The sequence below is a fragment of the Fonticella tunisiensis genome (assembly GCF_004364155.1).
In the GTDB taxonomy this organism is placed as follows: Bacteria; Bacillota; Clostridia; order Clostridiales; family Caloramatoraceae; genus Fonticella; species Fonticella tunisiensis.
This window is the reverse complement of the sequence record NZ_SOAZ01000020.1, coordinates 13,586-40,233: the sequence shown is the minus strand read 5'-3', so window position 1 is coordinate 40,233 and position 26,648 is coordinate 13,586. Positions and strand designations below refer to the sequence as shown.

Genomic DNA, 26,648 nt, shown 5'->3' with positions numbered 1-26,648 from the left:
TTTATACAAATTATTTAACGTTGCGCAAAATGGCTTCTGCAAAAATTAAATCCTCAGGAGTGGTTATCTTTATATTGAAATAATCACCATGGGTTAACTTAACTTTATATCCTATGTTCTCAACAAGAGCAGTATCATCAGTTGACAAAACATTTTTTTCCATTGCTTCCCTGTGGGCCCTCAATATAAGATCATATCTAAACGTCTGGGGAGTCTGTACGGCATATAAAATCTTCCTGTCAGGAGTCGAAATAATAAATTTCTTATCATCTACAACTTTTATTGTATCCTTAACGGGCACAGCTGCAGCACAGGCGCCAAACTCTCTGCTTTCCTCTATTGTGCGCTTTATTAATCCCTCATTTATAAATGGACGTACACCATCGTGTATAACGACTATTTCAGTTTTACCGCTGCAGGAGAGAAGCCCGTTAAAAACAGAATACTGCCTTTCTTCTCCTCCTGCCACAATGCTCCTAACCTTTGCGAACCTATATTTATCGACTATAGCTTTCCTGCAAAATTCAATATCATCGCCAGGAACAACAAGCACTATTTCATCGATTTCACTGCTTTTTTCAAAAACCTCTAAAGTCCAGGCAAGTATCTCCTTTTCATTTATTTTTATATACTGCTTTGATATGTCCCTGCCTATCCTTTTCCCTTTTCCCCCTGCTACGACCACTGCAGAAATCATAAAACTCCTCCTAATTCTTTAGTACCCTTATATATTATCATAAAAAAGGGGGGCTGTCTAAAAAGTCAAAGAGCTTATAGGATTTTTCATCCTATATTACAGGGAATAAAATGGTAAGGAGACAAAGAAAATATATGAAATGGATATTTCAGCGATCATTAGGAGTTCACAAGACAAAAAGTGACTGAGAAGCCTTAGTGCAATTCGTTGTGTTTTAGCATGTGTTAAATTAACGAATTCACTTGGCTTGTCAGCCACTTCGATTTTTAGATTTTAAACTGCCTTTTCATGTGCATTTTTTATCTTTGCAAATATCATTCTGCCTGCTGCAGTCTGAAGCACGCTGGTTACTGTGACATCAACGATTTCCCCAACGAATTTTTTACCACCCTCAACAACTATCATCGTTCCGTCATCAAGGTATGCAACTCCCTGCCCCGATTCCTTTCCATCCTTTATAATCTGGAGATTCATTTCCTCTCCTGGGATTACAACGGGCTTTATTGCGTTTGCAAGCTCGTTTATATTTAAAACTGAAACACCATGAAATTCCGCAACTTTATTCAGGTTGAAATCGTTGGTTATTATCTTTCCACCTAAAACTTGGGCAAGCTTTAAAAGTTTGCTGTCAACCTCCTGTATGTCCGGGAAGTCCCTTTCACTGATTTCAACTGCTATAGAAAGTTCCTTTTGAATCTGATTTAAAATATCAAGTCCCCTTCTACCCCTTGTTCTCTTAAGGGAATCAGCAGAATCTGCAATGTGCCTTAGCTCCTCAAGAACAAAGGATGGAATTACGATAGGTCCTTCGATGAATCCGGTTTTCAGTATATCAAGTATTCTGCCATCAATGATTACACTCGTATCGAGTACCTTGGGCTGGGATATCCCCGTCTTGTGTTCTCCCTTTGACTTTTTATCCTTGCCAAATTTTTTGGGAAGAGCCAGCCAGCTGTACAGATCCTCTTTCTTTTTAATGGCAATGTTAACTCCAAGGGTTCCGAATACGATGTAAAGAACTATAGATACGATACTTCCCATAATTTTTAGAGTTGTACTTCCGGTAAGAAGGTCAATAAAGGCGCTTCGTACAAGAAAAGCTACTAAAAGACCTATTATAAGTCCACTTACTGCAATTATTATGTCGTTTGTAGGCAGTTTTTGAATCCCACTTTCTAAAAGTCCCGTAAGCTTCCAGAAGGAATCGATAATTAATGGAGCTGCTAAATAAAGTATAATTCCAAATAAAATAGTTCCAACAGCCACTGCAGCTATCATGGATACTGAACCTGATTTAACATTTATTAAGCCCTGCACAAATTCAAGTCTAAGAATAGCTCTGCTTACTGCATAGCCTAATAAGAGTCCTATAGCTGTAAGAAGCCATCTGAATAATTTATTTAACATTTATACACCTCCTTATAATATATTATTATCATATTTTAAATGGATAAACCATAGTATATTTCAAATATTTCCAGATAAAAGGTATTAATATTAATATACCGTAATCATTTTAAAAATGCAACGTATGGATATGAAACATACTATTATATTTTTGTTAACAAAGGAACTCATTCATATTGACCTTATTTAATATTTCCTTTTTTACCGAATTCAAATCTCTGTTTGTAACAAGCGATATCTCTCCTGCTACCATATCAACAATATCCATGAAAACTTTCGCCTCACTTTTTGATAAACTTCTTGTTCTATATAGCCCGGCAATATCACGAATAATAGATGCAAGCAAAAAAATATCTCCACTTCTTATGCTCTGGGTATAATGTTTACATCTTTTGGACCACTTTGAAGAAAGTTTAACAGGATTGCTTTTTATAATATTTAATACCTTTTCACATTCATCGGGAGATATTGCCCTTCTAATCCTTCTTCCCACGACCGATTCTATAGGTATCATCATATTCATATCATTTAATAAAAATTTCATAATATAATATTTCTTTATTTCACCGCAGATTTCCTTTTCTTCTATATTTAAAATATACCCTGCTCCAAATACAGGATAAAATATTATATCTCCTATTGAAAACATTAAGGTCACCCCTTATACATAAAATGTCTTGACTGGAAATTTAGAATTTATTCGATATCCTTAAGATATATGTTATAACCAGCGCATGAGTGACCTCTTTAGTATTATTATATTAACCTCGTTGAAAATATGTTTACATAAACTTATTTCACCCTTCAATATAATTGACATGTCATTATTTGAATATTTATAATATTTATATAGGTTGTTGTTCCTTAAATTTTGCTGCTATATAGTACATATTTTAAAGTTGATTTTGTTTCTGTTTTGTTTTACCTTAAGCACTTCCTGTTTCCTAAAATATTACTACAAGGAGTGGAAGCATATGAAGGATATTATAGTTGATGATTTTCAAAATTCTGTATCACAATCTCTAATAAGGCACAAAAGTATAATAGATATAATGACAAAAATAGGCGAATCCAGTTCGAGGATAAACAGGGCACTGGCAAAATCCGTTACTAACTGCGGCTGCATTGAAATAAATGCACATAAGCAGTCCCTCCCTGAGGATGCTTCCCTTGACCAGATAGGAAACATCTTAAGCTACCAGGTTGACGGAAAGATGTGCAGCAACTGCCGTGAAGTACTTGAAGAAGAAATAGGTACACTTCTATACTATATTGCAGCTTTATCTGAGTCTCTTGACATCAACCTTTTTGACATCATTTTAAAACAGTATGGTAAAATTCAAACCCTAGGTAAATTTTCTATGCTGTAAAACTTACTCCCGGCACAGCCGGGAGTTTTTTTGTCATATAGGCCTGTTTAAAATAACCTGTTCCTGCATCTTCCTTAAACCTTCCTTTATCGCCCTGGCTCTTGCCTCACCTATACCTTCAACTGTATCAAGTTCTTCAATGGAGGCTTTGATAACGTTTTTAAGCTGTCCAAAGGTTTTTACTATGTTTTCGATAACCGCCTGAGGTACTCTTGATATTTTACTTAAAAGTCTGTATCCTCGTGAGGATACCATTGTATCAAGCATGGCGTCTGGAGAATACCCAAGGGTTTTACAAATAACAGATAAATCCAACAGCTCATCTGAAGACATACTTTTAATTGCCTTAATAACATCATTAGCATCCTTCTGCTCATCTGCATAATCTCTTATAAGCCTTATTCCATCTTCTTCAACTCTATCCACAAGATCATCCAGCTGCATAGAAACAAGCCTTCCCTCATTTCCAAGCTCAGCTATATGCCTTTCTATTTCATAAACTATCCTCATAACCATTTCGTTTCTCTGTACAGCGGTTGAAACATCGTAGACTGTTACAAGATCTTCAAACTCAAGGGCTGAAAGGTTTGCCATAACCTCATCGAGAACAGATTTATATCTTTCAAGGGTCTGAATTGCCTGGTTTGCCTTTGTAAGTATTATACTGGTATCCCTTAATACATATTTTAAATTTCCCTTATAAACCGTTATAACGTTCCTTCTTTCTGAAATTGATATGACGAGATTACCAGTTTGCTTTGCAACCCTCTCGGCGGTTCTATGCCTCGTTCCCGTTTCAGTTGTTGGAATGGACGGGTCTGGCACAAGCTGTGTATTGGCATATAGAATTCTTTTAAGGTCGCTGCTCACTACTATGGCCCCGTCCATTTTAGCAAGCTCGTATATATAAGATGGATTATATTCGCTGTTTATATAAAATCCACCGTCAACTATCTTCATTACCTCTTCTTCATCGCCGATTACGATAAGTCCTCCCGTTTTTGCCCTTAAAACGTTCTCAAGTCCTTCTCTAAGGGGTGTTCCCGGTGCCATCATTTTTAAAACGTTAATAAGCTCAATTTCCTTTGCATCTCTCATATTTTACCCCCCCAGCACTTCATCTAATGCTTCGTATATATTTTCCACTGGTGATATTTGTATTCCTTCAGGTATTTCTATACCCTTCAGGTTTTCCTTAGGTACAACACATTTTGAAAATCCAAGTTTTTGGGCCTCCAAAATTCTCTTTTCTATGAAGTTTACGCCCCTTATTTCCCCCGTTAAACCAACCTCGCCTATAACAACTGTTTTAGGATCTATAGGTATATTTCTAAAACTTGAGGCTATTGAACATGCAATGCCAAGGTCACAGGCAGGCTCATCAAGCTTCAGTCCCCCTGCAACGTTAACGTAAGCATCAAAGGTTTGAAGCTGCATCCCTACCCTTTTCTCAAGAACTGCCATAAGGAGCACAACTCTGTTATAGTCAATTCCAGTTGCCATTCTCCTTGGCATTCCAAAGCTCGTTGCAGAAACAAGTGCTTGAATTTCAACCAGCATGGGCCTTGTTCCTTCAAGGCTTGACACAACAACAGATCCCGGCACACCTTCAGGCCTTCCGGAAAGAAGCATCTCAGATGGGTTTTTAACTTCCTCAAGTCCTGTTCCCTTCATTTCAAAAATGCCTATTTCATTTGTCGAACCGAATCTGTTTTTCACTGCTCTTATTATCCTGTATGCATGATGCCTTTCACCTTCGAAGTATAAAACTGTATCAACCATATGCTCCAGTACCCTCGGCCCTGCTATGGAGCCTTCCTTGGTAACATGACCTACAATGAATACAGAAGTATTTAAATTTTTAGCTATACGCATTATGGATGACGTTGCCTCCCTTACCTGGCTTACACTCCCTGGTGCTGACTGCAGCTCTGGCCTATACACAGTCTGAACAGAGTCTATTATCACCACATGGGGGCTTATATCAGATATATACTTTTCAATTATAGAGAGGTTTGTTTCAGAAACTATGAAAAGCTTTTGAGCAGCGACTTTAAGCCTCTCCGCCCTTATCTTAATCTGCTTGGCAGACTCTTCACCCGATATATATAATACAGTTTTACCGGTTGATGAGATATTTTTAGATACCTGCAGAAGAAGGGTTGATTTACCTATACCCGGATCTCCTCCAACCAGTATAAGGGAGCCCCTAACTATCCCTCCACCCAGAACTCTGTCAAGCTCCTCCATACAGGTAGTGTACCTTTCTTCATCGGTAATCTCTATCTCATCTATTGTAAGGGGCCTTGTAGTTTCTATATTTAAAACAGGATTTCTATCCTTATCCCTATCTTCAATTTCTTCAACCATACTATTCCAGCTTCCACAGCCAGGGCATTTACCCATCCATTTAGGTGATGCATAGCCGCACTCCTGACATACAAAAACCGTTTTTATCTTAGCCATAATATCACTTCCCGGGAAATATTTTTCAGCATAACCATTATATTTTATTATTTAAACATTATCAATTAAATTATACCTATTTAAAAATATTTGGAATATATATTAAAATGCCTGCTGTTATAGCAGGCATTTTAATCTACTTCCTTCTAAACACTATTTCACCATTCTCAACATCCATAACTACTTCGTCGCCCTTTTTAATTGTACCCTTAAGCATCTCCTCCGAAAGCCGATCTTCAACGGTCTTTGTAATTGCTCTTCTAAGAGGCCTTGCGCCATAGGCAGGATCAAAGCCTTCCTTTGCAAGGTGGGCTGCAACAGCATCTGTGTACTCGATATGAACATCAAGATCCTTGAGTCTTTTTACTACGCTATCAAGCATAAGTTTTACTATCCTTTGAACATGCTCTTCACCAAGTGAATGGAAGACTATTATATCATCAATTCTGTTTAAAAACTCCGGCCTGAAGGTTCTTTTCAGTTCTTCCATTACGTTATTCTTCATTCTCTCATAGGCATCCTCTGCTTCTCTGCCACTTTGGGTAAAGCCTATTGACTGCTGCTTTTTAATTGTGTGGGCTCCTACGTTCGATGTCATGATTATAACTGTATTTTTAAAGTCAACGGTTTTACCCTTTCCATCGGTTAACCTTCCATCCTCAAGTATTTGAAGAAGAATGTTGAATACATCAGGGTGGGCCTTTTCTATTTCGTCAAACAGAACAACCGAATATGGATTTCTTCTAACCCTTTCTGTCAGCTGTCCCCCCTCATCATATCCAACATATCCTGGAGGAGAGCCTATAAGCCTTGAAACGGTATGCTTTTCCATGTACTCAGACATGTCTATTCTTATCATAGCATTTTCATCGCCAAACATTGCCTCGGCCAGTGCCTTGGTAAGCTCTGTTTTACCAACCCCTGTAGGTCCCAGGAATATAAATGAACCAATGGGCCTTTTCGGATCCTTAAGCCCTACCCTTGCCCTTCTAACTGCCCTGGCAACGGATTTTACAGCTTCCTCCTGCCCTATAACTCTCTTGTGAAGTATTTCTTCAAGCTTCAAAAGCCTTTCGGATTCTGTTTCAGTGAGCTTATTTACAGGTATATTAGTCCATCTTGATACAATACCTGCTATATCCTCCGGTGTAACCACCATAAGGTCGCTCTGTTTTTTGTTTTGCCAGCTTGCTTTCATCTCATTGAGCCTGTTTGTGAGGTCCTGCTCCTTATCCCTTAGCTTTGCTGCCTTTTCAAATTCCTGCATCTTAACGGCTTCTTCCTTTTCACTTTTAATCTTTTCAAGCTCCTCCTCAAGGCTCTTAACATCCGGTGGTGGAGTTAAATGTTTAAGCCTTACCCTTGCTGCTGCCTCATCCATGAGATCTATTGCCTTATCAGGCAGAAATCTGTCTGTAATGTATCTGTCGGATAGGTTTACAGCTGCTTCAAGGGCTTCATCGGTGATCTTAACCCTGTGGTGAGCTTCATATTTATCCCTGAGTCCCTTAAGAATTAGTATTGACTCTTCCTTACTGGGCTCTCCAACAGTAACGGGTTGAAACCTTCTCTCTAGTGCAGCATCCTTCTCGATGTATTTTCTGTATTCATCTATGGTGGTTGCGCCAATTATCTGTATTTCTCCCCTTGCAAGTGCAGGTTTTAATATATTTGAAGCATCTATTGCTCCCTCTGCCCCTCCTGCACCAACAATTGTATGGACTTCATCGACAAATAGTATTACATTGCCAGCCCTCTTTATATCGTCCATAACCTTTTTGAGCCTTTCCTCAAACTCTCCTCTATATTTGGAACCTGCAACCATTCCTGAAAGATCCATCGTTACAACCCTTTTATCCTTTAAAACCTCAGGCACGTTTCCTTCTACGATCTTCTGTGCAAGGCCTTCGGCTATTGCTGTTTTACCTACTCCAGGCTCTCCTATAAGGCATGGATTGTTTTTGGTTCTCCTGCTGAGTATTTCAATAACTCTTTCAGTTTCCTTATCCCTTCCAATCACAGGGTCAAGCTTTCCTTCCCTGGCAAGTTGTGTTAAATCCCTTCCAAACTGATCAAGGGTAGGGGTTGAAGTATTTCTTCCCTTTTCTCCCGATGTCCTTGGAGCAGCACCATCGGCATTTATATTGGCCAGTATAGCATTTCTAAGATTATTAAGATCAAGGCCCATCCTCTGCAAAATTGCAACTGCTACCCCTTCACCTTCTCTGATTATTGCAAGAAGTAAATGTTCAGGAGCCAGGAAATTATGGTTTAAATTTCTCGCCTCTGCCCTTGCAACCTCTATTAGCCTTTTAGTCCTTGGAGTTAGAGGAATTTCTTTAAGAAGTAAATCCGGCTCTCCCTTTCCTTCTATTTCGATTATTGCGTTTCTTATCTTATCTACGGTTACTCCAAAATCATTTAATATCTTCGAAGCCTGACCGCCTTCCACAGCAATGCCTAAAAGCACATGTTCCGTTCCAATATAGTTATGTCCTAAATTTCTTGCTTCTTCGGCCGCTGCATAGAATGCCCTCTGGCTTCTTTCAGTAAATCCTCCAAACATTTTCCTACCTCCTAACTAATGGATTTTCTTACTATTTTTGCTCTGGTAATATCCCTTGTCCTGCTGTCCAGCTCCCTTCCCTCTATTATCTGAAGGGTTGCGGGCTGAACTTTAACTATAAGCTCATTTATTTTATTTATATCTATATCCTTAATTATTCCCATTTCAATTCCCATTCTTACTTTGGACAATAAATTTAAACATTCGGATGCTGAAAGTACCCTTGCATACTTCAGCACACCAAGGGATCTGTATATATCATCTTCAAGCTCCATTCCCTGCTTCTCAAGCATAATTCCCCTTGTTCTTTTTTCCTGAAGTATGATTTTATTAACAACTGCAAGAAGGTTGTTTATAATATCCTCCTCTGAAAGCCCCAAAGTGACCTGATTGGATATCTGGTATATATTGCCCATGGCATTACTTCCTTCTCCATATATCCCTCTTATTGTTATCCCAACCTGAGTTACTGTATTTAATATATTATTTATATTTTTGGTTATCGTAAGAGCTGGAAGATGAAGCATAACAGACGCCCTTAAGCCAGTTCCAATGTTTGTTGGGCAGCTTGTTAAGTAACCAAGCTTTGAATCAAAGGCATAGGTTATTTTCTCCTCAATGAGGTCATCAAGCCTGCTTGCATACTCATATGCTTCCTTGATTTTCAGACCGGGATATATTACCTGAAGCCTTATATGATCCTCCTCGTTTATCATTATTGAAACGGTTCTGTCACTATTTAAAAGCACTGCAGTTTTATCGTAGTTCTTAAAAAGATCCATACTAATTAGATGCTTTTCAACAAGCGAAAGCCTTTCAAGTTGATTTATATCCTTAAGCTTTATAAGGTCAAATGTATGGGCTATGGCAGAATTGCTATCTATTATGGAAGATGCAACTTCATTAATAAGTTTACGGGTTTGTTCATTCGTCATTTTATGGGGAAATGGCATATTTTCAAGGTTTCTGGCTATTCTTATTCTGCTGGTTAATACAATATCAGTTCCAAACATATTCTCAACCGACTTATCCATAAATTCACCCCCTGGTTTCCTGATCCTTTATCTTTGCTTCAAGCTCCTTAATTTCATCCCTTATTTTAGCAGCTTTTTCATATTCCTCATTATTTACTGCCATTTTAAGCTCTTCTTTAAGATTATTAATCCTTCTTTTTAATTTTAAAAGCCCTGCTGCACGTCTTGGAAGCTTTCCCGTATGATGTATATTTCCATGAATTCTTCTTATAAGAGGTACTATATTTTTATTGAATTCCTTATAGCAATTTCCACATCCCACAAAGCCTGTTCTTCTAAAATCCTCAAAGGTTGTTCCACACACTGAACATTTCTCTTCCTCAAAGTACTGAGGCTTGCTGCCTCCCATCACCTCAACAAAACCATCCAGTATATTCTGGAAGGAAAGATCCGATCCAAAACTAAATGGTGAGCTAAAGTTAAACTCATTTTTCTGTTTTGCACAATCTTCGCAGAGATGAAGTTCGGTTTTAACGCCGTTTATTATTTTTGTAATATGAACGTTGGCCTCCTTCTGATTACATGATTGACAGAGCATATTTACACCCCCTTTAATCTAAAACAGTTATTAACATGGTTTTTAATATCTGGGCCCTTATTATATCCCTTAAATTTACCGGAAGCACTAATGTTTTATCGTTTATCGCTGCTTTCATAATTTTCGCCTCTCTGTCGCTTATATATCCCCTCTCCTTGAAAAGCTCAATATACCTTTCGCCCTCCTGGAGAGTGATGCTGTTACCTATATTATTCCAAATTACATCTTTAATATAATCATTTTTGTCTATGTCTATTCTGGTAATCTTAATAAATCCTCCTCCACCCCTCCTGCTTTCAATGTAATATCCTTTATCTATGGTAAATCTTGTGGTAAGTACATAGTTTATCTGTGAAGGGGCGCAGTTGAATATATTAGCAAGTTCATTTCTTTGTATTTCAAGTACATTTTCCTTTGACCCCTCAAGCATTTCCTTTATAAAGCTTTCAATTATATCAGATAGCCTAGCCATTTACTCACCTCTTTTGACTTTGACTTTCTTTGACTTTCAATTTAATTATAATACCAGATTATGGAGATGCAACAACGATTTTCAATAAAATAGTTTGTTTATTTCTAATAAATGGTTTATATTGTAGAATATAACGATATTTCTATCTTTTCCTTAAACATCCTGTTGAATGCTTTTATTTTCATATCTCTGATTCGCCTCCGCAGAAAAGCTTTAGATCTCAGGATGGCTTGCAGCATAATGAAAAATTAAAAATGGATACGCAATGTAGCATATCCATTTTTAATAGTTTACTATATAATTAGAACAGCAGCCCACCTAGCAGAAAACCTTCAAGGAATGGAAGTCCCCAATTTGCGCCCCAGCCCCAATATGGGTAACCCCCGTAGTATGGGTAACCTCCGTAATATGGGTAGTAAGGATACCAGTACATTGTAATACCTCCTTATTATCGTAAATCATTCCTGTATATCAACCGAATTAAAATAATTTTGACTTAATATGGTCTATTCAATAAATATCGGTTAAAATACAGTTATGTCTCACAAAGAAGGTATTTAAGGCTGGGAGTTTAGCTATGGTGAAGAATTTTTTGTAGCTGTGCCCTTCTACTACATTATATGTAATTTGAAGAATTATGTTTAAAAGATTTTCATCTTTTTAAATGCAAAGGGAGCAATACGCTCCCTTTGTCATTCAATATATGCACCTATGCTTCTAATCTTTTTATATCTTTCCTCTAATAGTACATCTATATCTTTTTTCATTAAATCCTGCAAAACTTTAAAAACTTCATCCTTTACCCTTCTGACAGTTCCAGCGACATCGCTGTGGGCTCCCCCAACGGGCTCTTCAATAATTCCATCTATTATTTTAAAATCATATAAGTCCTGTGCCGTTAGCTTCAGGTACTTTGCTGCTTCATGTGCCCTTGATGAATCCTTTAAAAGTATGGAAGCACACCCTTCCGGTGATATAACAGAATATATGGCGTTTTCAAGCATAAGCACCCTATCCCCAACTCCCAGAGCCAGGGCGCCGCCGCTTCCTCCTTCCCCTATAACAACTGAAACTATAGGCGTCCTTAGATCTGACATTTCAAGAAGATTACGTGCTATTGCTTCACCCTGTCCCCTCTCCTCTGCTCCTACACCGCAGTAGGCACCTGGAGTATCTATAAGGCATATTACAGGCCTTTTAAACTTTTCGGCCTGCTTCATAAGCCTAAGAGCCTTTCTATAACCTTCTGGATGGGGCATTCCAAAGTTTCTTATGATGTTTTCCTCCGTATTCTTGCCCTTGGCATGACATATAATAGTGACGGGTACAGAATTTAAATAGCCTATGCCCCCTACTACCGCTCTGTCATCTCCATAGAGCCTGTCTCCGTGGAGTTCCATAAATCCTTCTATCATTCCATCTATATAATCCTGAAAATTTGGCCTCTGTTTGTTTCTGGCTATTTGCACCTTTTGCCATGGAGTAAGCCCTGAATATAGCTTTTTCATAATAGCCTGCCTCTTTTCCTCAAGTGCCTCGTATTCACCCGAGAGGTCTATGCCCGTTTCCTCAATAAACTCCTTTACAGCCTGAAGTTTTTTTTCAACATCCTTAAGCTGAAGTTCAAGATCTTCCAAAAGAGACCACCTCCCCGTGAATGGCCAGAAGCTTTTCCAGTACATCCTTCATGTCTTTTCGCTTAACTATCATATCAACAAAACCATGATCAAGTAAAAATTCCGCACTCTGGAAAGAATCAGGAAGCTTTTGCTTTATTGTCTGTTCGATTACCCTTTTTCCTGCAAAACCAATCGTTGCGCCTGGTTCTGCAATTATTATATCCCCAAGGGATGCAAAGCTTGCTGTAACCCCTCCGGTTGTAGGGTCCGTTAAAACGCTTATATATAATAGTCCCCTTCTCATATGCCTTTTAAGCGCAGCTGAAACCTTGGACATCTGGGATAACGAAAACATACCCTCCTGCATTCTTGCGCCCCCTGATACGGAGAATATTATAACAGGCAGCTTTAAATCAGCAGCTCTCTCTACCATCCTTGCAAGCTTTTCCCCAACAACGCTGCCCATAGAGCCCATCATAAATCTCCAATCCATCACTCCAAAACAGGTTTCCTGTCCATTAATTTTTCCTCTACCCGTTAAAACACCCTCATTAATTCCAAGGGATGTTTTTAATTTGTTTAGCTTTTCATCATATCCGGGGTAATTTAACGGATTTATGCTGGACATATGATTATCAAAATATTCAATACTACCCTCGTCAAAGGTTATTCTTATTCTCTTTAAGCTGTCAATTCTGAAATGATACCCGCATTTATAACAGACATCCATATTTTCCTCAACATCGATATTTATCAAAACCTCACCGCAGGAAGGACATTTAGTAAAGATATCCTTATCAAACTCTTCAACTGCTGCTTCAGGCCTTTTGCCAATATCCTGACTGGTAACCCTTATAGTACCATACTGCTTTCTTTTGACAAATATATCCTTCCACATATCTATTCACCCTGCTTCCTGAGCCATCTTTCAATATAGGATGTATCATAATTGTTATCCTCTATATCCTTCTCTCTTAAAAGCCCAATTAAAAAGTCTATATTTACATCAACTCCCTCAACGGCAAACTCAGACAGGGCCCTTCTCATCTTCATCAAGGCCTCTTTTCTATCCTTACCATGAACGATTAACTTCGCAATCATAGAATCATAAAAGGGGGTAATTGTATAGCCCTGATAAATGGAACTGTCAACTCTAACTCCAAACCCTCCTGGTGTGTGGAATGTAGTTACCTTCCCAGGACTTGGCCTGAAATTACAGGATGGATTTTCAGCATTTATTCTGCACTCAATTGCATGTCCTGATATTTTAACTTCCTCCTGAGTTATATTAAGCTTTTCCCCTGCTGCAATCCTTATCTGTTCTTTGATTATATCAATCCCGGTAACCATTTCAGTTACAGGATGCTCAACCTGAACCCTTGTATTCATTTCCATAAAGTAAAAGTTTTTATTCTTATCAAGAAGAAACTCAACCGTTCCTGCATTGTAATAGTTACATGCTCTGGCAGCCTTTACTGCTTCCTCACCCATCCTCCTTCTAAGCTCATCATCAAGTATTATGGATGGTGCTTCCTCTAAAACTTTCTGATTTCTTCTCTGAAGTGTACAGTCCCTTTCACCAAGATGTATTATGTTTCCATACTTATCCCCAAGTATCTGAAACTCAATATGCCTTGGATTTTCAATGTATTTTTCAACATAAAGAGCCTCATCGTTAAAGGCTGATCTAGCTTCATTCTGGCAGAGGTTAAAGAGCTCTTCAAACTCTTCTTCACTTTTTACAATCCTCATGCCCCTTCCACCGCCGCCGCTTGAGGCTTTTATCATAACAGGATATCCGATTTGTAAAGCTATTTTTTTACCTTCCTCTGATGAATATATCTTACCTTCTGAACCTGGAACAATAGGTACTCCTGCCTTTTTCATAGTTTCCCTTGCTGCAGCCTTATCACCCATCAGCGATATTGCACCAGGTGATGGCCCTATAAAGTTAAGCCCAGCCATTTCACATAAAGCTGCAAACTTAGAATTTTCAGAAAGAAATCCAAACCCTGGATGAACTGCATCGCATTCTGTTATTTTTGCTGCTGTAATAACCGAAGGTATGTTTAAATAGCTCTTCGTTGACTGATAAGGACCTATACATATAGCTTTATCCGCCATATAAACATGCATGCTTTCCCTGTCAGCTTCAGAATAAACTGCAACGGTCTCAATCCCCATCTCCATACATGCCCTGATTATCCTTACTGCAATTTCCCCTCTATTTGCAATCAGAATCCTCTTAAACATACCATCACACCTTTCTAATTTTGAAAAGTGGCTGTCCATATTCCACAGGACTCTGATTTTCAACCAGTATTTCAACCACCTCACCATCAACATCGGAGGTTATTTCGTTCATAAGCTTCATAGCTTCAACTATACATAGCACATCTCCCTTTTTAATTTTATCCCCTACCTTAACAAATGGGGGAGAATCCGGCTTTGGAGATGAATAAAATACACCTACAATTGGACATTTGACTAAGTGAAGATTTTCATCTTCCTTATCCTTAATCCTTTCTTCCTTCAATGCATCTATTTCACTTATATGCTCTTCCTTATTTAAAGTTAAAGCTTTTTCATCCTTTATAATCTTGACAGTACTTTCTTTTTTTATCTGCAGTTTAATATCATCCTTTTCCAGATGGAACTCGCTCAGGCTGCTTGAATCTATGAGCTTTATAAGTTCCTTAATTTCCTTTAAGTTCACTTTCACCCCTCCATAATACCACATATTATAACCTAGTAATAATTTTAATCTATTATACCACATATTAAAACTACATATCAACTTATTCACCTATTTAACATTTTGTTAATATTTACAATAAAAAAAGGAAAGCAATAGCTTTCCATCTCAATTCTATTTTAACCCATTATTCTTAAATTCTATATCCTTTGCTTCCCCATCATTTAGATTTCCTTGAACTCCCAAACTTTTAACCGAACAAGCTTCCTTTTTAACCTCCGATGGAGACCATATCGAAACTAAGGGTGCCGTCTCACCATAAACCTCAAGATTTTGATGGTATTCCTTATTTCTAACGTTATCAAGTCCTACTTTATTTCTCAAAAGTTTTATTACCTTCATAGCATCACCCTTTTCTTCTGGCTATGATGTTATATTTTCCGTCGTCGTTTCCTCCCTTTGTTTTAACTTCAAAGTTATTACCTTCAAGAACTCTAAAAACGCCTCCTGACTGCGTTGCATCCGTTGCATCTATACTTATTATAAGCTCATCGTCCTTATCCAATATATCTAACATATCATAAAGCTTACTGTAATCCGATGGTCCAATTATTTTACCAAAATTTATCCTATAGTCAGACATAGTTACACCTCCTTACGCCTCTGTAGTCTTATTTTTTACGTTATAAAATTAAATATGAAAGTAAAAAATAAAGAAAACCTCCACAAAATGGGAGGTTTTCTTATTTATTCTTCTTCGTCCTTTAACCTTTCTGAGGCTTCTATGATCTTCTGAGCAATTGCTGAAGGTACTTCCTCATACCTTTCAAACTTCATCGTAAAGCTTCCCCTTGATTGTGTCATTGATCTTAAATCAGTCGCATATTTAAAAAGCTCTGCCATTGGAATCTCTGCGGTTACTACCTGCTTTCCGTTGACTGGCTCCATCCCAAGCACTCTTCCTCTTCTTCTGTTTATATCACCCATTACATCTCCCATATATTCATCAGGGATGGATATCTCAACATGCATAATAGGTTCAAGAAGTACAGGCTGTGCTTCTTTCATACCCTTCTTAAAGGCAAGGGATGCTGCTGTTTTAAAGGCCATTTCAGAGGAGTCAACAGGATGGTAAGAGCCATCATGTAGGGTTGCTTTAATGCCAATTACAGGATAGCCTGCAAGGACACCTCTTTTTAAGGCTTCCTTTAATCCCTTTTCAACTGCTGGAATATACTGCCTCGGTACAACTCCACCAACAATTTGATCAACGAAGATTAAATCTTCAGTCTCACTTTGAGGTTCAAACTTAATCCATACATCTCCATATTGTCCATGTCCACCACTCTGCTTTTTGTATTTGCCCTGAACGTCAGAAACCTTCTTTATAGTTTCTCTGTATGGAACCTTTGGCAGGGTGAGTTCAACATCTGCACCAAATTTACTTTTAAGCTTGCTTGCGATTATTTCAAGATGCAGTTCTCCAAGGCCCGATATAATCATTTCAGCGTTTTCCACATCCCTTGAAACTCTAAAGGTTGGATCCTCTTCAAGCAGCCTGTGGAGCCCGGTTGAAATTTTATCTTCATCTCCCTTGGATTTTGGTTTTACTGACATCGATATACATGGTTCCGGGAATTCAAATTTATCGTAAACTATGGGATTTGATAGATCGCATATGGTATCGCCCGTCATCGTATATTGAAGTTTTGCAACAGCACCGATATCTCCTGCATAAAGCTTCGTTACAGGAATCTGTGATTTACCCTTTAATAAATATAATGTGCCTGCTTTTTCAACTTTATCCTGAGTTGCATTGTATATAGACGTGTCAGATGTCATAGTTCCCGATATAACTCTAAAGAGTGAAAGTCTTCCAACAAAGGGGTCTGCAATAGTCTTAAATACAAAGGCTGAGAAAGGCTCTTCCCTCTTTACACTTCTCTTTTCGTTATTTCCGGTCTTTGGATTCTTGCCTTCATAGAATCCTCTATCGGCTGGTGAAGGTAGATAATTCACTACGCTGTCAAGGAAGGTATGAATACCGATATTTCCAAGGGCTGAGCCGCAGAAAACAGGAGATATCTCGCAGGATGCAATTCCTTTTCTAAGCCCCACTATAATATCTTCCTCTGATAAATCCCCTTCACCGAGGTATTTTTCAAGGAGTTCTTCGTCCGTTTCAGCTACAGCTTCCATAAGGTTATTTCTATATTCATCGACAATTGGAATTAGCTCGGCCGCTAACTCAGTATCAATCATAGACCTGGTTTTAGGGTCATATACCTTGGCCTGTTTATTTACAACGTTAACAACGCCTTTAAATCCTGATTCCTTTCCTATTGGCACCTGAAGTGGAACTACCGATAAACCAAACTTATCCTTTAAGCTTGAATATACCTTTTCAAAGTTTGAATTTTCCCTATCAAGCTTATTAACAAAGAATGCCCTCGGCAATTTATACCTGTTTACAAATTCCCACCCTTTTTCTGTTCCAACTTCAACTCCAGATACTCCACAAACATTTATAATTGCTGAATCAACAGCCTTCATACCCTGGATAAGCTCTCCCATAAAATCAAAATACCCTGGTATGTCAACTATATGTATCCTGTGATTGTTCCACTCACAGGGGGCAACAGCTGCAGAAATTGATATCTGCCTTTTCCTTTCCTCGGGGTCATAGTCAGAAATTGTAGTACCATCCTCAACTCTTCCTATTCTATCCGTTTCCTTTGTATCAAACAGAATAGCCTCTGTAAGGCTGGTCTTTCCGGTACCACCATGGCCTATAATCCCGATAGTTCGGACGTTTTCAACCTTATATTCCTTCATATTTATTCCCCCTTTGGTCTTTATAAATTGAATACCATATCCTAATTATGATATTCTATAAAAATCTCATTTTTCCTTTTTACAATATTTAAAATTTTTTGACAGCGTTTGTTTATATTATATTCTATTTTTTACCATCTTATACATGTATACTATATTTCGCCAATAGAAAAGTTGTTTCTAGCAACCTTTCTGTTTATGTAAATTTTATTCTTGAATTAACTTGTTATGCTAGTTTTGTATTCTTAAGGCTCCTTTTCTCCTTAGAAAAACTTTTTAAATGCTTTTTTATCATGATTTTTTCTTTTCCGGAGTATATAATATACTGTGTAGGCTTTAGGAGGGATATTATGCAAAAAAGTTTTATAGAGGAGCTTAAGGAATGGTCAGTTTCCATTGTTATTGCTGCTGTAGTTGCCTTTTCAATTAAGACTTTTTTATTTGACATTATAGAAGTTTCAGGCACGTCTATGCTGCCTACACTCCATGACAAGGATAGAGTAGCTATTGAAAAGATAACCCTTTATACTAAGGATATTAAAAGAGGGGAAATAGTAATTTTAGATCCCGGTACCAAAGGAAGGGGCATTTACATTAAAAGGGTAATTGGCCTTCCGGGAGAAACAATTGAGATAAAAAATGGAAATGTCTACATTAACGGAGAGATCCTTCATGAAAATTACCTGAGATCCGGAACCTATACTGATATAGATATGAAGGTTACCATACCGGAGGATTCAGTATTTGTAATGGGTGATAACAGACAGGTAAGCGAGGACAGCAGAATTATAGGACCCATACCTATTAAAAATCTTAAAGGGCATGCCCTATTTAGAATCTTTCCCTTTAACCAGATGGGCAAAATTTAATCCCGAAGCTTAAAGCTTCGGGATTATTTTAGTTTATCTCCTCAAGTTTTCCTGTAATCATGTATATAGTCCTTTCACATACATTCGTTGTATGGTCAGCAATTCTTTCAAGATACCTTCCTATGAATAAAAGTTTTGTTCCCTGCCTTATAGTATCCTTCTTAGCGGTGATAAGCTCTAATACGTCTTTTAAAATTTCTTCATATATTTTATCGACTTCTTCATCCATTTCAGCCACCTTTCTTGCAAGTGCCTTATCTTCCTTTACAAAGGCATCAAGGCTTAAACGCACCATTTCCTGAGCCATATCTGCCATCTTTGGTATGTCAACAAGTGGCTTTATTAGAGGTTCCTTGCCAATTTCAATTACAATCTTAGCTATATTTACTGCATGATCGCCCATTCTTTCAAGGTCTGTTATAATCTTAAGGGCAGTTGTAATAGTCCTTAAATCCTTTGCAATTGGCTGCTGAAGGGCTAAAAGTCTCATACATTGTTCTTCTATTTCAAGCTCCATGGCATCTATTTCATCATCCTCAATATATACTTTTTTTGCCATTTCTGCATTTTGTTCCTTAAGGGCTGTAACGGCAATATTGATAATGTTTTCAACCATGGACCCCATTCTTAAAACCTTGCGTTTTATTTCCTCTATCTGATGTGTGAAATGCTCTCTTACCATATAATCCTCTCCTTTTAACCGAATCTACCTGTAATGTAATCCTCTGTCCTCCTATCACGTGGATTAGAGAATATTTTGTTCGTTTCATCGTATTCTATAACCTCTCCACTCAAAAAGAAGGCTGTATAGTCAGAGATTCTCGCCGCCTGCTGCATAGAGTGGGTTACTATAATTATAGTATATTTTTTCTTAAGTTCAAGCAGCAATTCCTCGATCTTCATCGTTGAAATTGGGTCAAGTGCAGAGGTTGGTTCATCCATGAGAAGCACCTCAGGTTCTACTGAAAGTGCCCTTGCAATACATAACCTCTGCTGCTGGCCTCCAGAAAGGCCTAAAGCACTTTTCTTTAACCTGTCTTTAACTTCGTCCCAGAGGGCAGCACTTTTTAAACTGTTTTCAACAATTTCATCAAGCTCTGCCTTATTGTTATTTCCATGTATCCTCGGGCCATAGGCTATATTATCGTATATAGGCATTGGGAAGGGGTTTGGCCTTTGAAATACCATACCTATTTTCTTCCTTAATTCTATCACATCATAATTGTCATAGATGTCCTTTCCTTCGTATAATACTTTACCTGTAATCCTAACGTTTTCTATAAGGTCGTTCATTCTATTTAAAGTTCTGAGGAAGGTCGATTTTCCACAACCAGAAGGTCCTATTAATGCAGTTATCGCATTTTTTCGTATGTCCAGATTTATATTTTTAAGGGCATGGTTATTACCATAATATAGATTTAAATTTTCAGCTTTAAGTATGCTCATATTCTCCCACCTTTACTTTTTACCTGTATAAGAATAATATAATTTTCTTCCTAAATATCTGGCAAGTAAGTTAAAAATCAGAACCATTATTACAAGAACAGCTGCTGAACCATTTGCTATTTTAACAGCATCTGCAACCATTCCTTCTGAATTAAGCTTCCAGATGTGAACTGCAAGCGTTTCCGATGGCCTGAAGAGTCCGAATGCAGAGCTTTTTCCAAGAAGGTTAATACTTTTAAAGTTCAGCTTTGTTGTGCTCATTCCTGCTGTATATAAAAGGGCTGCTGCTTCTCCAAATATTCTTCCTGCAGCAAGAATAATTCCTGTTAATATCTGAGGTATTGCTGAAGGAAGGATAACCTTTTTAATAGTCTGCCATTCCGTTGCCCCGAGGGCTAAACTTGCTTCCTTAACGCCTTTGGCAGCAGTTGTTATTGCCGTCTCACTTACCCTTGTCATCGCAGGAAGATTAAGTACGGTAATTGCAAGGGCTCCTGCAAGCATAGAATATCCCATTTTAAGCATTATTACAAAAACTAAAAGTCCAAACAATCCAACCACTATGGATGGCAGCGATGCCATTGTTTCAATTGAGAGCCTTATAAGGTTTAAGAACCATCCTTCCTTTGCATACTGGGAAAGATATATTCCCGCTCCAACACCCAGCGGTACAGTTATAAGAAGAGAAATTATGAGAAGATAAAAGGAATTAAATAATTGTGGGCCAATTCCTCCCCCTTCTCCGCCAACTCCTGAACTTCCAAATAAAAACCTAAAGTTCAGCGATTCGCTTCCCTTTATGATTATATATCCTATAAACATAACCAATAACAAAACTATGGCAGAGGAAATCACATACAAAACTGCTGTAGCAATTTTATCCTTTGTTCTAACATTCATTTAACTTCACCTCTCCTTCCAATTATCCTTATAACGACTATAAATAAAAAGGATATTAAAAGAAGAAGCAATGCCATTGACCATAATGCGTTATTCCACTCAGTCTTAAATACAGTATTTGCCATATCCATCGTCAATATACTTGTTAAAGTAGATGTGGTTCCAAGCAGGCTTTTAGGGAGATTAATAGAGTTTCCAATGACCATTTGAACCGCTAAAGCTTCTCCAAAGGCCCTGGCAAGACCTAGTACTACTCCAGTAAGTATACCGCTCTTTGCCGCCGGAACAACCACCCTGCTTATGGTCTGCCATCTTGTGGCACCTAACCCATAGGAGGCTTCTACATATTCTATAGGTATGGCCCTTATTGCGTCCGATGAAATGCTTGTTATTGTGGGGAGTATCATAATGCTTAAAACTATTATGCCCGCAAGAAGACTAAATCCTATACCTCCAAACATGGATTTGAGCAGCGGTATTAAAAGGGTTACGCCAACCCATCCATAAACAACGGATGGTATTCCAACAAACAATTCCATTGCAGGTTGTAAAACCCTTGTTCCAAGTTTTGGAGAAATAAAATTCATAAATATTGCAAGTGCTATTGCAACAGGAGTACTTATCAAAACTGCTCCAAGGGATACCAGAACTGAGCCTGTAATAAATATCATCACTCCATATTGAGGTCCACCCGCTTCAGGACCTGCATCCGGCTTCCATATTGTTGAAAAAAGGAATTTAGAAATTGGATAGTGATTTTTAATGAAAAGGCTTAATCCCTGAGAAGCTATAAAAAATATTATGGATAAAGTTATTATCACTATTAAAAGGCCACATATGATTGAATAGGTTTTACCTAGATATTCATTTTTTATCCTGGCAATTTGCTTTCTTTCCATAACATCATCCTCATTTTTATTTTTTTAAGCAACACAAGACTGGTTGTTTGAATATAAACAACCAGTCCAAAATTTAAAATTATCTTGAGACCTTCATATCTGTTGTTGGAATATATCCAAGCTTTTCAATTATTGGCTTAACTTCATCGCTTGCCATAAAATCAAGGAATGTCTTTGTAAGTCCTGATGGCTCACCCTTTGTATACATATGCTCATAGGACCAGATTGGATATTTTCCAGATGTTATGTTCTCCTTATTTGCTTCTACTCCGTCAAGCTTTAATATATTAAGCCCCTTTCTTCCTTCCTCTGTTGAAAGGTATGATAGCGCAAGGTATCCTACCGCACCTTCTGTTTGCTGTATAGCCTGCTTTACTGCTCCGTTTGAATCCTGTGTTAAGGCCTTGCCCTCTATCTCTTCCTTATTATCAAGGGCATATTTCTTAAATGTTGCCCTTGTTCCTGATGATTTTGGTCTGTTTATTACCTGTATCGCCAAGTCCTGTCCTCCAACTTCTTTCCAGTTTGTTATCTGTCCTGTAAATATCTTTATAAGCTGATCCTTTGTTAAATTATCAACCTTAACATTTGGGTTTGTAACCACCGCAAATCCTACTACTGCTACCTTGTGGTCTACAAGGGCTGCCGCATCTATTCCCGACTTTTCATTAGCATATATATCCGAGTTGCCTATTTCAACGGCTCCCTGCGCAACCTGTGTAAGACCTGTTCCTGATCCTCCCCCCTGAACGTTTACCGTTGCGTCTGGATACTTCTTCTTAAACTCTGCTGCCGCCTGTTCTACGAGTGGCTGAAGGGCTGTTGAACCAGCTGCTGTTATGGTACCTGAAGTTGCTCCTCCCTGAGGTGCCTCTTCCTTGGCACATCCAATAAAAAAGCCTGAAATCATTGTGCTTATCAAAAAAAACATTAAAAGCCTTGTGCTTCTTTTCAAAAAAATCGACCTCCATTCGATTTATACAGTCATTCATTTTTAATTTTATAATGCCAATATTAAAAGAATATTATCCTTATGTTAAGTTAAATTTTACATTATGTTCTCCATGTTCTTAATATTTATATAATTACTAAATAAATTAATTCGTTGCGCTACTCTGAAAAGCCCATTGGAATAAAAGCAGAAAATATATATATAACGACGCTGCGATAAAAAATATATTTCATTCACCAATAGGTTTGTGCAGTGAAGTTACAGAAAAATTCCTATTGCTCGCTAAATATGAATTTTATATATTTTTATCTCCTCTTGTTTATAAAAAACTATCATAACAAATTAAAATAGAGCCGCATAGAGCAGCCCTTCCATATTATTATCTTGATACCTTCATATCTGCTGTTGGAATATATCCAAGTCTTTCAATTATTGGCTTAACCTCATCACTTGTCATATATTCAAGGAATGCCTTTGTAAGTCCTGTTGGCTCACCCTTTGTATACATATGCTCATAGGACCAGATTGGATATTTTCCAGATGTTATGTTCTCCTTATTTGCTTCTACTCCATCAAGCTTAAGCATTTTAAGTCCCTTCTTAGCATCATCACTTGTTAGATATGATAATGCTAAATAACCTATTGATCCATCTGTTTCTGCAATTGTCTTGTGTACTGCACCGCTTGAATCCTGCGTTAGTGCCACACCTTCAACTTCTTCCTTGTTATCGAGGGCATATTTCTTGAAGGTTGCCCTTGTTCCCGATGACTTTGGTCTGTTTATTACAATTATATTCTTATCATCACCACCGACTTCTTTCCAGTTCTTTATTTCTCCAGTAAATATCTTTACAAGCTGATCCCTGGTTAAATTGTCAATTTTAACCTTTTCATTTGCAACCACTGCAAATCCTACAACCGCAACCTTATGGTCAACAAGCGCCGCTGCATCTATACCTGACTTTTCATTTGCATATATATCTGAATTACCTATTTCTACAGCACCCTGAGCTACCTGAGTAAGACCTGTTCCTGAGCCACCGCCCTGAACGTTGACTGTGGCCTCTGGATTTTTCTTTTTAAATTCCGCAGCTGCTGCCTCCACAAGTGGTTGAAGGGCTGTTGAACCTGCTGCTGTAATTGTTCCTGATAAGTTGTTATTTTCTGATTGCTTCGAGGTTGCTTCACCCTTGGAACACCCAGCGAATAATCCTAACATAAGGGATAGCATAAGACCTAAAACTATAAGGGTTGTCTTTTTTCTTTTCATTTAAAAAACCTCCGTTTTTTAATTTTATTTTCCCTACACCTATATATTACAGCCCCAATATTAAGGCAGTATTGTCCGAAGGTTAAACCAATTTTACACATTATTATGTTTTATTAAGTTTGCGTTAAACATTTAAACTAGTCTTTAATTTAAGTGTTTAATGAATTAACTTGTTGTGCTAGATAAATTTATAGACCGGCGCTAAGATAAAAAATATATTTCATTCATCAGTACGCTTCACAAAGAAGTTCTAGGCGAAGGGATGCAGAAAAATCCTGAAACTTTTGGTTGTTTGGCTTATAAGCTTAAATTGAAACTGGCACAACAAGTTAATTACCAAATCAGCATTTGTCACATATTTTATAATATAGTTGTTTCAAAGGGGATGATGATTATAAAAAAATATGGAGAATACGACATAACAAAACTTAAATTCATTGGAAAGGGCATGCAGGGAAGCGTATATAAAATAGACGATAATAAATGCATAAAGATATTTGAAAGCGAAAAAATCTGTAAGCAGGAAGTTGATACTCTTAATATGGCACAGGGAAATCCCCACTTTCCCAGAATTTTTTCCTGGGGCAAGAATTTTATAGTAAGGGAATATGTCGACGGTATAGAACTTGACAAATATCTTAAGGAAAACCCTTTAACCCTTGACCTTTCGGAAAAAATGGTAAGGCTTTATGAGGCGATGGTTGAAGTTGGTTATAAAAGGTGCGATGCGATTTTATTTCATATTTTTTTAACCAAGGATGGAAGCCTCAGAATGATTGATACTGCAAGGATGATGAAAAAGACCGTTGTATATCCTAAGATTATGATGGAGGAACTCGATAAGCTAGGTTACAAGGATATATTTTTAAGCCATGTTAAAATGCTAAGGCCTTCTTTATATGAGTTGTGGAAACATAACAAACAGATTTTATAAAACAAAATAGGTTAGCTTTTCGCTAACCTATTTCATTTAATTTCTTTTCAATCCAATGCTTTAGAATAAGTGCATGGCTGTATTCAATATTTTTTGCAGCGAAAAGTAGTGTTACATATCCTTATACTTCTTCATTTTAACAATAGAAAAAAGTCCTCTACTGAAATTGAGCTTCATTTGTTAAACAGACAGCCCTACATAATACAAGTTCTGCTTTACTTAACTTTTTTATCGCGGATATAAATGGGAGTTAAACCTTTATATCAGCTAAAAACAAAAAAGGAGCATCGGCTCCTCTATAAACGTCTTAAATATGTGATATTTTCCTGTATTCATCACACACTATTTTAATCTCCCTTCCACCAAGTTTAGTTTTAAGTATTACTGTATGCCCCCACAAATCGACAATATGTTTTAAAGTGGACTCTGCGTAGTCCATGTTTAATTCTCTTCCATCATAAACATGCTCAAGTATGAGGGTTTTATCCTTTCTTGACATATCAATTACCCTTATATAGGGCACCATACCCATGCCACAGGAGCTGGCAAGAATATTTCTTATATTCTTCCATCCTGCTTCATCCGATATATCCTCAATAACGTAGTTCTTTCCCTGTTTAACATAACTAAACAAGTTAAGCTCCATACAAAGTTCCTCAGTTAAATACCTTCTTATAAAGGATTCATCCCTCTCAATGCTTCTAACCTCAAATATCTTATCCTTTCCATACCTTTTATGAATATCTTCAAACACTTTAAATCCCAGGAAATATGGGTTTAAACTTCCCGACCACTGAGCAATAACATCGTTATGGCGTTTAATGAACTCCATATTGAGATATTCCGGGAGTTCGAGCTTTTTAAGTATATTGTAGTGCCAGTAGCTCGCCCATCCCTCGTTCATTATCTTTGTTTCTATTTGAGGTATGAAATATTGGGTCTCTTTCCTTACTATTTCAAGTACATTTTTCTCCCATTCCTTCAGATCACCATACTCAATAATAAAGTATAAAAGATCTTCTTCAGGCTCCAGGGGAACTTTATCGATCTTCGGAGGTTCAGGCTTTGTATAGGGTTCCAGGATGTTATACCTTTCACTTTTTTTCTTATAATCTTCTAAAATATTTCGTTTCATAGTTTCATAACTTAGCCTTTTTTCTCCAACCACCCTTGAAGTTTGAATCTTTATGGCATGTGCTGAATCTATTACTCCCTCTACGCTTTCATAACCTATGCTTGGATCGTTTGCATAGCTTCTTATTATATCTGCATGGGTTTTAAACATCCCTATGGTATAATCTGCGCAGATACCTTCCCTGAACAGCCTGTTATTCTTAAAAAAGTCATTATGGCCATAAACATGGGCAATGGTTAAAATCTGAATAAGCAGAGTATTCTCATTCATAAGGTATGCCAGACAGGGATTAGAATTTATTACCATCTCATAAGGAAGTCCCGTAAGATTAAATTTATAAAGGGTTCTGGTTTTTTCATATGCCTTTCCAAAGCTCCAGTGGGGGTACCTTGAGGGCATTCCTACATATGCCTCATAGGCTATCATATCTCTGTAGTTTATTATTTCAAACTCCTGATCGTAGAAATCAAGTCCCACATCCCTTGCAACATCTTCTATACGCTCGCTCCATCTTTCAAGATCCCTTATAGTATAATCCACACAA

General features: G+C 37.6%; 27 protein-coding genes. 3 read left to right on the top strand and 24 right to left on the bottom strand.

The window, feature by feature from the left end:
* Positions 1–10 precede the first annotated feature (10 nt).
* From ispD to EDD71_RS10995, 3 genes are all read right to left on the bottom strand, one after another.
* A complete protein-coding gene (gene ispD / locus EDD71_RS11005) occupies positions 11–697 on the bottom strand; it encodes a 2-C-methyl-D-erythritol 4-phosphate cytidylyltransferase (protein WP_133628790.1) in 687 nt (228 codons plus the stop codon).
* A gap of 273 nt (positions 698–970) precedes the next feature.
* Positions 971–2,104 (bottom strand): PIN/TRAM domain-containing protein, encoded by a 1,134-nt coding sequence (locus tag EDD71_RS11000; protein ID WP_133628789.1) that lies wholly within the window; start codon positions 2,102–2,104, stop codon positions 971–973.
* 154 nt (positions 2,105–2,258) lie between these two features.
* On the bottom strand, positions 2,259–2,753 hold the full coding sequence (locus EDD71_RS10995; protein ID WP_133628788.1) for a CarD family transcriptional regulator: 495 nt from the start codon (positions 2,751–2,753) through the stop codon (positions 2,259–2,261).
* A 325-nt stretch (positions 2,754–3,078) separates the two neighbouring features.
* Between EDD71_RS10995 and EDD71_RS10990 the strand changes: the two genes are divergently transcribed.
* Positions 3,079–3,474 (top strand): nucleoside triphosphate pyrophosphohydrolase family protein, encoded by a 396-nt coding sequence (locus tag EDD71_RS10990; protein WP_133628787.1) that lies wholly within the window; start codon positions 3,079–3,081, stop codon positions 3,472–3,474.
* A 33-nt stretch (positions 3,475–3,507) separates the two neighbouring features.
* Here the strand turns inward: EDD71_RS10990 and disA are convergent, their stop codons facing one another.
* The 14 genes from disA to fusA form a co-directional block, all read right to left on the bottom strand.
* Positions 3,508–4,572, bottom strand: a complete 1,065-nt coding sequence (gene disA / locus EDD71_RS10985; protein ID WP_133628786.1) for a DNA integrity scanning diadenylate cyclase DisA — start codon at positions 4,570–4,572, stop codon at positions 3,508–3,510.
* Between the two features lie 3 nt (positions 4,573–4,575).
* Positions 4,576–5,940: a DNA repair protein RadA gene (gene radA, locus EDD71_RS10980; protein WP_133628785.1), complete on the bottom strand. Its 1,365-nt coding sequence runs from the start codon at positions 5,938–5,940 to the stop codon at positions 4,576–4,578.
* Between the two features lie 136 nt (positions 5,941–6,076).
* The gene (locus EDD71_RS10975) at positions 6,077–8,506 is read right to left on the bottom strand and encodes an ATP-dependent Clp protease ATP-binding subunit (RefSeq protein ID WP_133628784.1); all 2,430 of its coding nucleotides are present in this window, start codon (positions 8,504–8,506) and stop codon (positions 6,077–6,079) included.
* Positions 8,507–8,517: 11 nt separating this feature from the next.
* Complete coding sequence (locus tag EDD71_RS10970; RefSeq protein WP_133628783.1) at positions 8,518–9,540, bottom strand: protein arginine kinase; 1,023 nt, start codon at positions 9,538–9,540, stop codon at positions 8,518–8,520.
* Between the two features lie 4 nt (positions 9,541–9,544).
* Positions 9,545–10,078, bottom strand: a complete 534-nt coding sequence (locus tag EDD71_RS10965; protein ID WP_133628782.1) for a UvrB/UvrC motif-containing protein — start codon at positions 10,076–10,078, stop codon at positions 9,545–9,547.
* A gap of 13 nt (positions 10,079–10,091) precedes the next feature.
* Entirely contained in the window at positions 10,092–10,550 is a 459-nt protein-coding gene (locus tag EDD71_RS10960) for a CtsR family transcriptional regulator (protein WP_133628781.1), read from the bottom strand.
* 301 nt (positions 10,551–10,851) lie between these two features.
* Positions 10,852–10,983, bottom strand: a complete 132-nt coding sequence (locus EDD71_RS15945; protein WP_279233024.1) for a hypothetical protein — start codon at positions 10,981–10,983, stop codon at positions 10,852–10,854.
* Between the two features lie 259 nt (positions 10,984–11,242).
* On the bottom strand, positions 11,243–12,232 hold the full coding sequence (locus tag EDD71_RS10955; protein ID WP_133628780.1) for an acetyl-CoA carboxylase carboxyltransferase subunit alpha: 990 nt from the start codon (positions 12,230–12,232) through the stop codon (positions 11,243–11,245).
* Positions 12,174–13,067 (bottom strand): acetyl-CoA carboxylase, carboxyltransferase subunit beta, encoded by an 894-nt coding sequence (gene accD, locus EDD71_RS10950; RefSeq protein ID WP_133628779.1) that lies wholly within the window; start codon positions 13,065–13,067, stop codon positions 12,174–12,176. The genes EDD71_RS10955 and accD overlap by 59 nt, the downstream gene beginning before the upstream one ends.
* Positions 13,068–13,069: 2 nt before the next feature.
* A complete protein-coding gene (locus EDD71_RS10945; RefSeq protein ID WP_133628778.1) occupies positions 13,070–14,422 on the bottom strand; it encodes an acetyl-CoA carboxylase biotin carboxylase subunit in 1,353 nt (450 codons plus the stop codon).
* A 4-nt stretch (positions 14,423–14,426) separates the two neighbouring features.
* Positions 14,427–14,885 (bottom strand): acetyl-CoA carboxylase biotin carboxyl carrier protein, encoded by a 459-nt coding sequence (accB, locus tag EDD71_RS10940; RefSeq protein WP_133628777.1) that lies wholly within the window; start codon positions 14,883–14,885, stop codon positions 14,427–14,429.
* A 153-nt stretch (positions 14,886–15,038) separates the two neighbouring features.
* Complete coding sequence (locus EDD71_RS10935) at positions 15,039–15,266, bottom strand: hypothetical protein (RefSeq protein ID WP_133628776.1); 228 nt, start codon at positions 15,264–15,266, stop codon at positions 15,039–15,041.
* A 4-nt stretch (positions 15,267–15,270) separates the two neighbouring features.
* Complete coding sequence (locus tag EDD71_RS10930) at positions 15,271–15,507, bottom strand: hypothetical protein (RefSeq protein WP_133628775.1); 237 nt, start codon at positions 15,505–15,507, stop codon at positions 15,271–15,273.
* A 104-nt stretch (positions 15,508–15,611) separates the two neighbouring features.
* Positions 15,612–17,699 (bottom strand): elongation factor G, encoded by a 2,088-nt coding sequence (gene fusA / locus EDD71_RS10925; RefSeq protein WP_133628774.1) that lies wholly within the window; start codon positions 17,697–17,699, stop codon positions 15,612–15,614.
* Positions 17,700–18,049: 350 nt separating this feature from the next.
* On the opposite strand from fusA, the gene lepB reads away from it, so the two are divergent.
* Complete coding sequence (lepB, locus tag EDD71_RS10920) at positions 18,050–18,568, top strand: signal peptidase I (RefSeq protein WP_166636454.1); 519 nt, start codon at positions 18,050–18,052, stop codon at positions 18,566–18,568.
* A gap of 28 nt (positions 18,569–18,596) precedes the next feature.
* Here the strand turns inward: lepB and phoU are convergent, their stop codons facing one another.
* From phoU to EDD71_RS10890, 6 genes are all read right to left on the bottom strand, one after another.
* A complete protein-coding gene (gene phoU, locus EDD71_RS10915) occupies positions 18,597–19,250 on the bottom strand; it encodes a phosphate signaling complex protein PhoU (RefSeq protein WP_133628772.1) in 654 nt (217 codons plus the stop codon).
* A 14-nt stretch (positions 19,251–19,264) separates the two neighbouring features.
* Positions 19,265–20,014, bottom strand: a complete 750-nt coding sequence (pstB, locus tag EDD71_RS10910) for a phosphate ABC transporter ATP-binding protein PstB (RefSeq protein WP_133628771.1) — start codon at positions 20,012–20,014, stop codon at positions 19,265–19,267.
* A 12-nt stretch (positions 20,015–20,026) separates the two neighbouring features.
* Positions 20,027–20,914, bottom strand: coding sequence for a phosphate ABC transporter permease PstA (gene pstA / locus EDD71_RS10905; RefSeq protein ID WP_133628770.1), 888 nt, complete (start codon positions 20,912–20,914; stop codon positions 20,027–20,029).
* On the bottom strand, positions 20,911–21,813 hold the full coding sequence (pstC, locus tag EDD71_RS10900) for a phosphate ABC transporter permease subunit PstC (RefSeq protein WP_133628769.1): 903 nt from the start codon (positions 21,811–21,813) through the stop codon (positions 20,911–20,913). The genes pstA and pstC overlap by 4 nt, the downstream gene beginning before the upstream one ends.
* A 79-nt stretch (positions 21,814–21,892) precedes the next feature.
* On the bottom strand, positions 21,893–22,744 hold the full coding sequence (locus EDD71_RS10895; protein ID WP_133628804.1) for a phosphate ABC transporter substrate-binding protein: 852 nt from the start codon (positions 22,742–22,744) through the stop codon (positions 21,893–21,895).
* Positions 22,745–23,144: 400 nt separating this feature from the next.
* Complete coding sequence (locus EDD71_RS10890; protein ID WP_133628768.1) at positions 23,145–24,035, bottom strand: phosphate ABC transporter substrate-binding protein; 891 nt, start codon at positions 24,033–24,035, stop codon at positions 23,145–23,147.
* Between the two features lie 388 nt (positions 24,036–24,423).
* Here EDD71_RS10890 and EDD71_RS10885 point away from each other — a divergent pair, with 388 nt between their 5' ends.
* Positions 24,424–24,969, top strand: a complete 546-nt coding sequence (locus EDD71_RS10885) for an RIO2 family protein (RefSeq protein WP_341472340.1) — start codon at positions 24,424–24,426, stop codon at positions 24,967–24,969.
* Positions 24,970–25,276: 307 nt separating this feature from the next.
* Here EDD71_RS10885 and EDD71_RS10880 read toward each other — a convergent pair whose 3' ends face one another.
* The gene (locus EDD71_RS10880; protein ID WP_133628767.1) at positions 25,277–26,644 is read right to left on the bottom strand and encodes a SpoVR family protein; all 1,368 of its coding nucleotides are present in this window, start codon (positions 26,642–26,644) and stop codon (positions 25,277–25,279) included.
* Positions 26,645–26,648: the final 4 nt, after the last annotated feature.

Excerpts from the sequence above, each read along its gene's own strand:
- EDD71_RS10995 (WP_133628788.1), bottom strand. The coding sequence starts at position 2,753 with ATGTTTTCAATAGGAGATATAATATTTTATCCTGTATTTGGAGCAGGG.
- EDD71_RS10895 (WP_133628804.1), bottom strand. The coding sequence starts at position 22,744 with ATGTTTTTTTTGATAAGCACAATGATTTCAGGCTTTTTTATTGGATGT.
- radA (WP_133628785.1), bottom strand. The coding sequence starts at position 5,940 with ATGGCTAAGATAAAAACGGTTTTTGTATGTCAGGAGTGCGGCTATGCA.
- EDD71_RS10975 (WP_133628784.1), bottom strand. The coding sequence starts at position 8,506 with ATGTTTGGAGGATTTACTGAAAGAAGCCAGAGGGCATTCTATGCAGCG.
- EDD71_RS10930 (WP_133628775.1), bottom strand. The coding sequence starts at position 15,507 with ATGTCTGACTATAGGATAAATTTTGGTAAAATAATTGGACCATCGGAT.
- EDD71_RS10885 (WP_341472340.1), top strand. The coding sequence starts at position 24,424 with ATGATTATAAAAAAATATGGAGAATACGACATAACAAAACTTAAATTC.
- accD (WP_133628779.1), bottom strand. The coding sequence starts at position 13,067 with ATGTGGAAGGATATATTTGTCAAAAGAAAGCAGTATGGTACTATAAGG.
- EDD71_RS10970 (WP_133628783.1), bottom strand. The coding sequence starts at position 9,540 with ATGGATAAGTCGGTTGAGAATATGTTTGGAACTGATATTGTATTAACC.
- pstB (WP_133628771.1), bottom strand. The coding sequence starts at position 20,014 with ATGAGCATACTTAAAGCTGAAAATTTAAATCTATATTATGGTAATAAC.
- pstC (WP_133628769.1), bottom strand. The coding sequence starts at position 21,813 with ATGGAAAGAAAGCAAATTGCCAGGATAAAAAATGAATATCTAGGTAAA.
- EDD71_RS10955 (WP_133628780.1), bottom strand. The coding sequence starts at position 12,232 with ATGTACTGGAAAAGCTTCTGGCCATTCACGGGGAGGTGGTCTCTTTTG.
- EDD71_RS15945 (WP_279233024.1), bottom strand. The coding sequence starts at position 10,983 with ATGTACTGGTATCCTTACTACCCATATTACGGAGGTTACCCATACTAC.
- fusA (WP_133628774.1), bottom strand. The coding sequence starts at position 17,699 with ATGAAGGAATATAAGGTTGAAAACGTCCGAACTATCGGGATTATAGGC.
- disA (WP_133628786.1), bottom strand. The coding sequence starts at position 4,572 with ATGAGAGATGCAAAGGAAATTGAGCTTATTAACGTTTTAAAAATGATG.
- ispD (WP_133628790.1), bottom strand. The coding sequence starts at position 697 with ATGATTTCTGCAGTGGTCGTAGCAGGGGGAAAAGGGAAAAGGATAGGC.
- pstA (WP_133628770.1), bottom strand. The coding sequence starts at position 20,914 with ATGAATGTTAGAACAAAGGATAAAATTGCTACAGCAGTTTTGTATGTG.
- EDD71_RS10990 (WP_133628787.1), top strand. The coding sequence starts at position 3,079 with ATGAAGGATATTATAGTTGATGATTTTCAAAATTCTGTATCACAATCT.
- EDD71_RS10935 (WP_133628776.1), bottom strand. The coding sequence starts at position 15,266 with ATGAAGGTAATAAAACTTTTGAGAAATAAAGTAGGACTTGATAACGTT.
- lepB (WP_166636454.1), top strand. The coding sequence starts at position 18,050 with ATGCAAAAAAGTTTTATAGAGGAGCTTAAGGAATGGTCAGTTTCCATT.
- EDD71_RS11000 (WP_133628789.1), bottom strand. The coding sequence starts at position 2,104 with ATGTTAAATAAATTATTCAGATGGCTTCTTACAGCTATAGGACTCTTA.
- EDD71_RS10890 (WP_133628768.1), bottom strand. The coding sequence starts at position 24,035 with ATGAAAAGAAAAAAGACAACCCTTATAGTTTTAGGTCTTATGCTATCC.
- EDD71_RS10945 (WP_133628778.1), bottom strand. The coding sequence starts at position 14,422 with ATGTTTAAGAGGATTCTGATTGCAAATAGAGGGGAAATTGCAGTAAGG.
- phoU (WP_133628772.1), bottom strand. The coding sequence starts at position 19,250 with ATGGTAAGAGAGCATTTCACACATCAGATAGAGGAAATAAAACGCAAG.
- EDD71_RS10960 (WP_133628781.1), bottom strand. The coding sequence starts at position 10,550 with ATGGCTAGGCTATCTGATATAATTGAAAGCTTTATAAAGGAAATGCTT.
- EDD71_RS10965 (WP_133628782.1), bottom strand. The coding sequence starts at position 10,078 with ATGCTCTGTCAATCATGTAATCAGAAGGAGGCCAACGTTCATATTACA.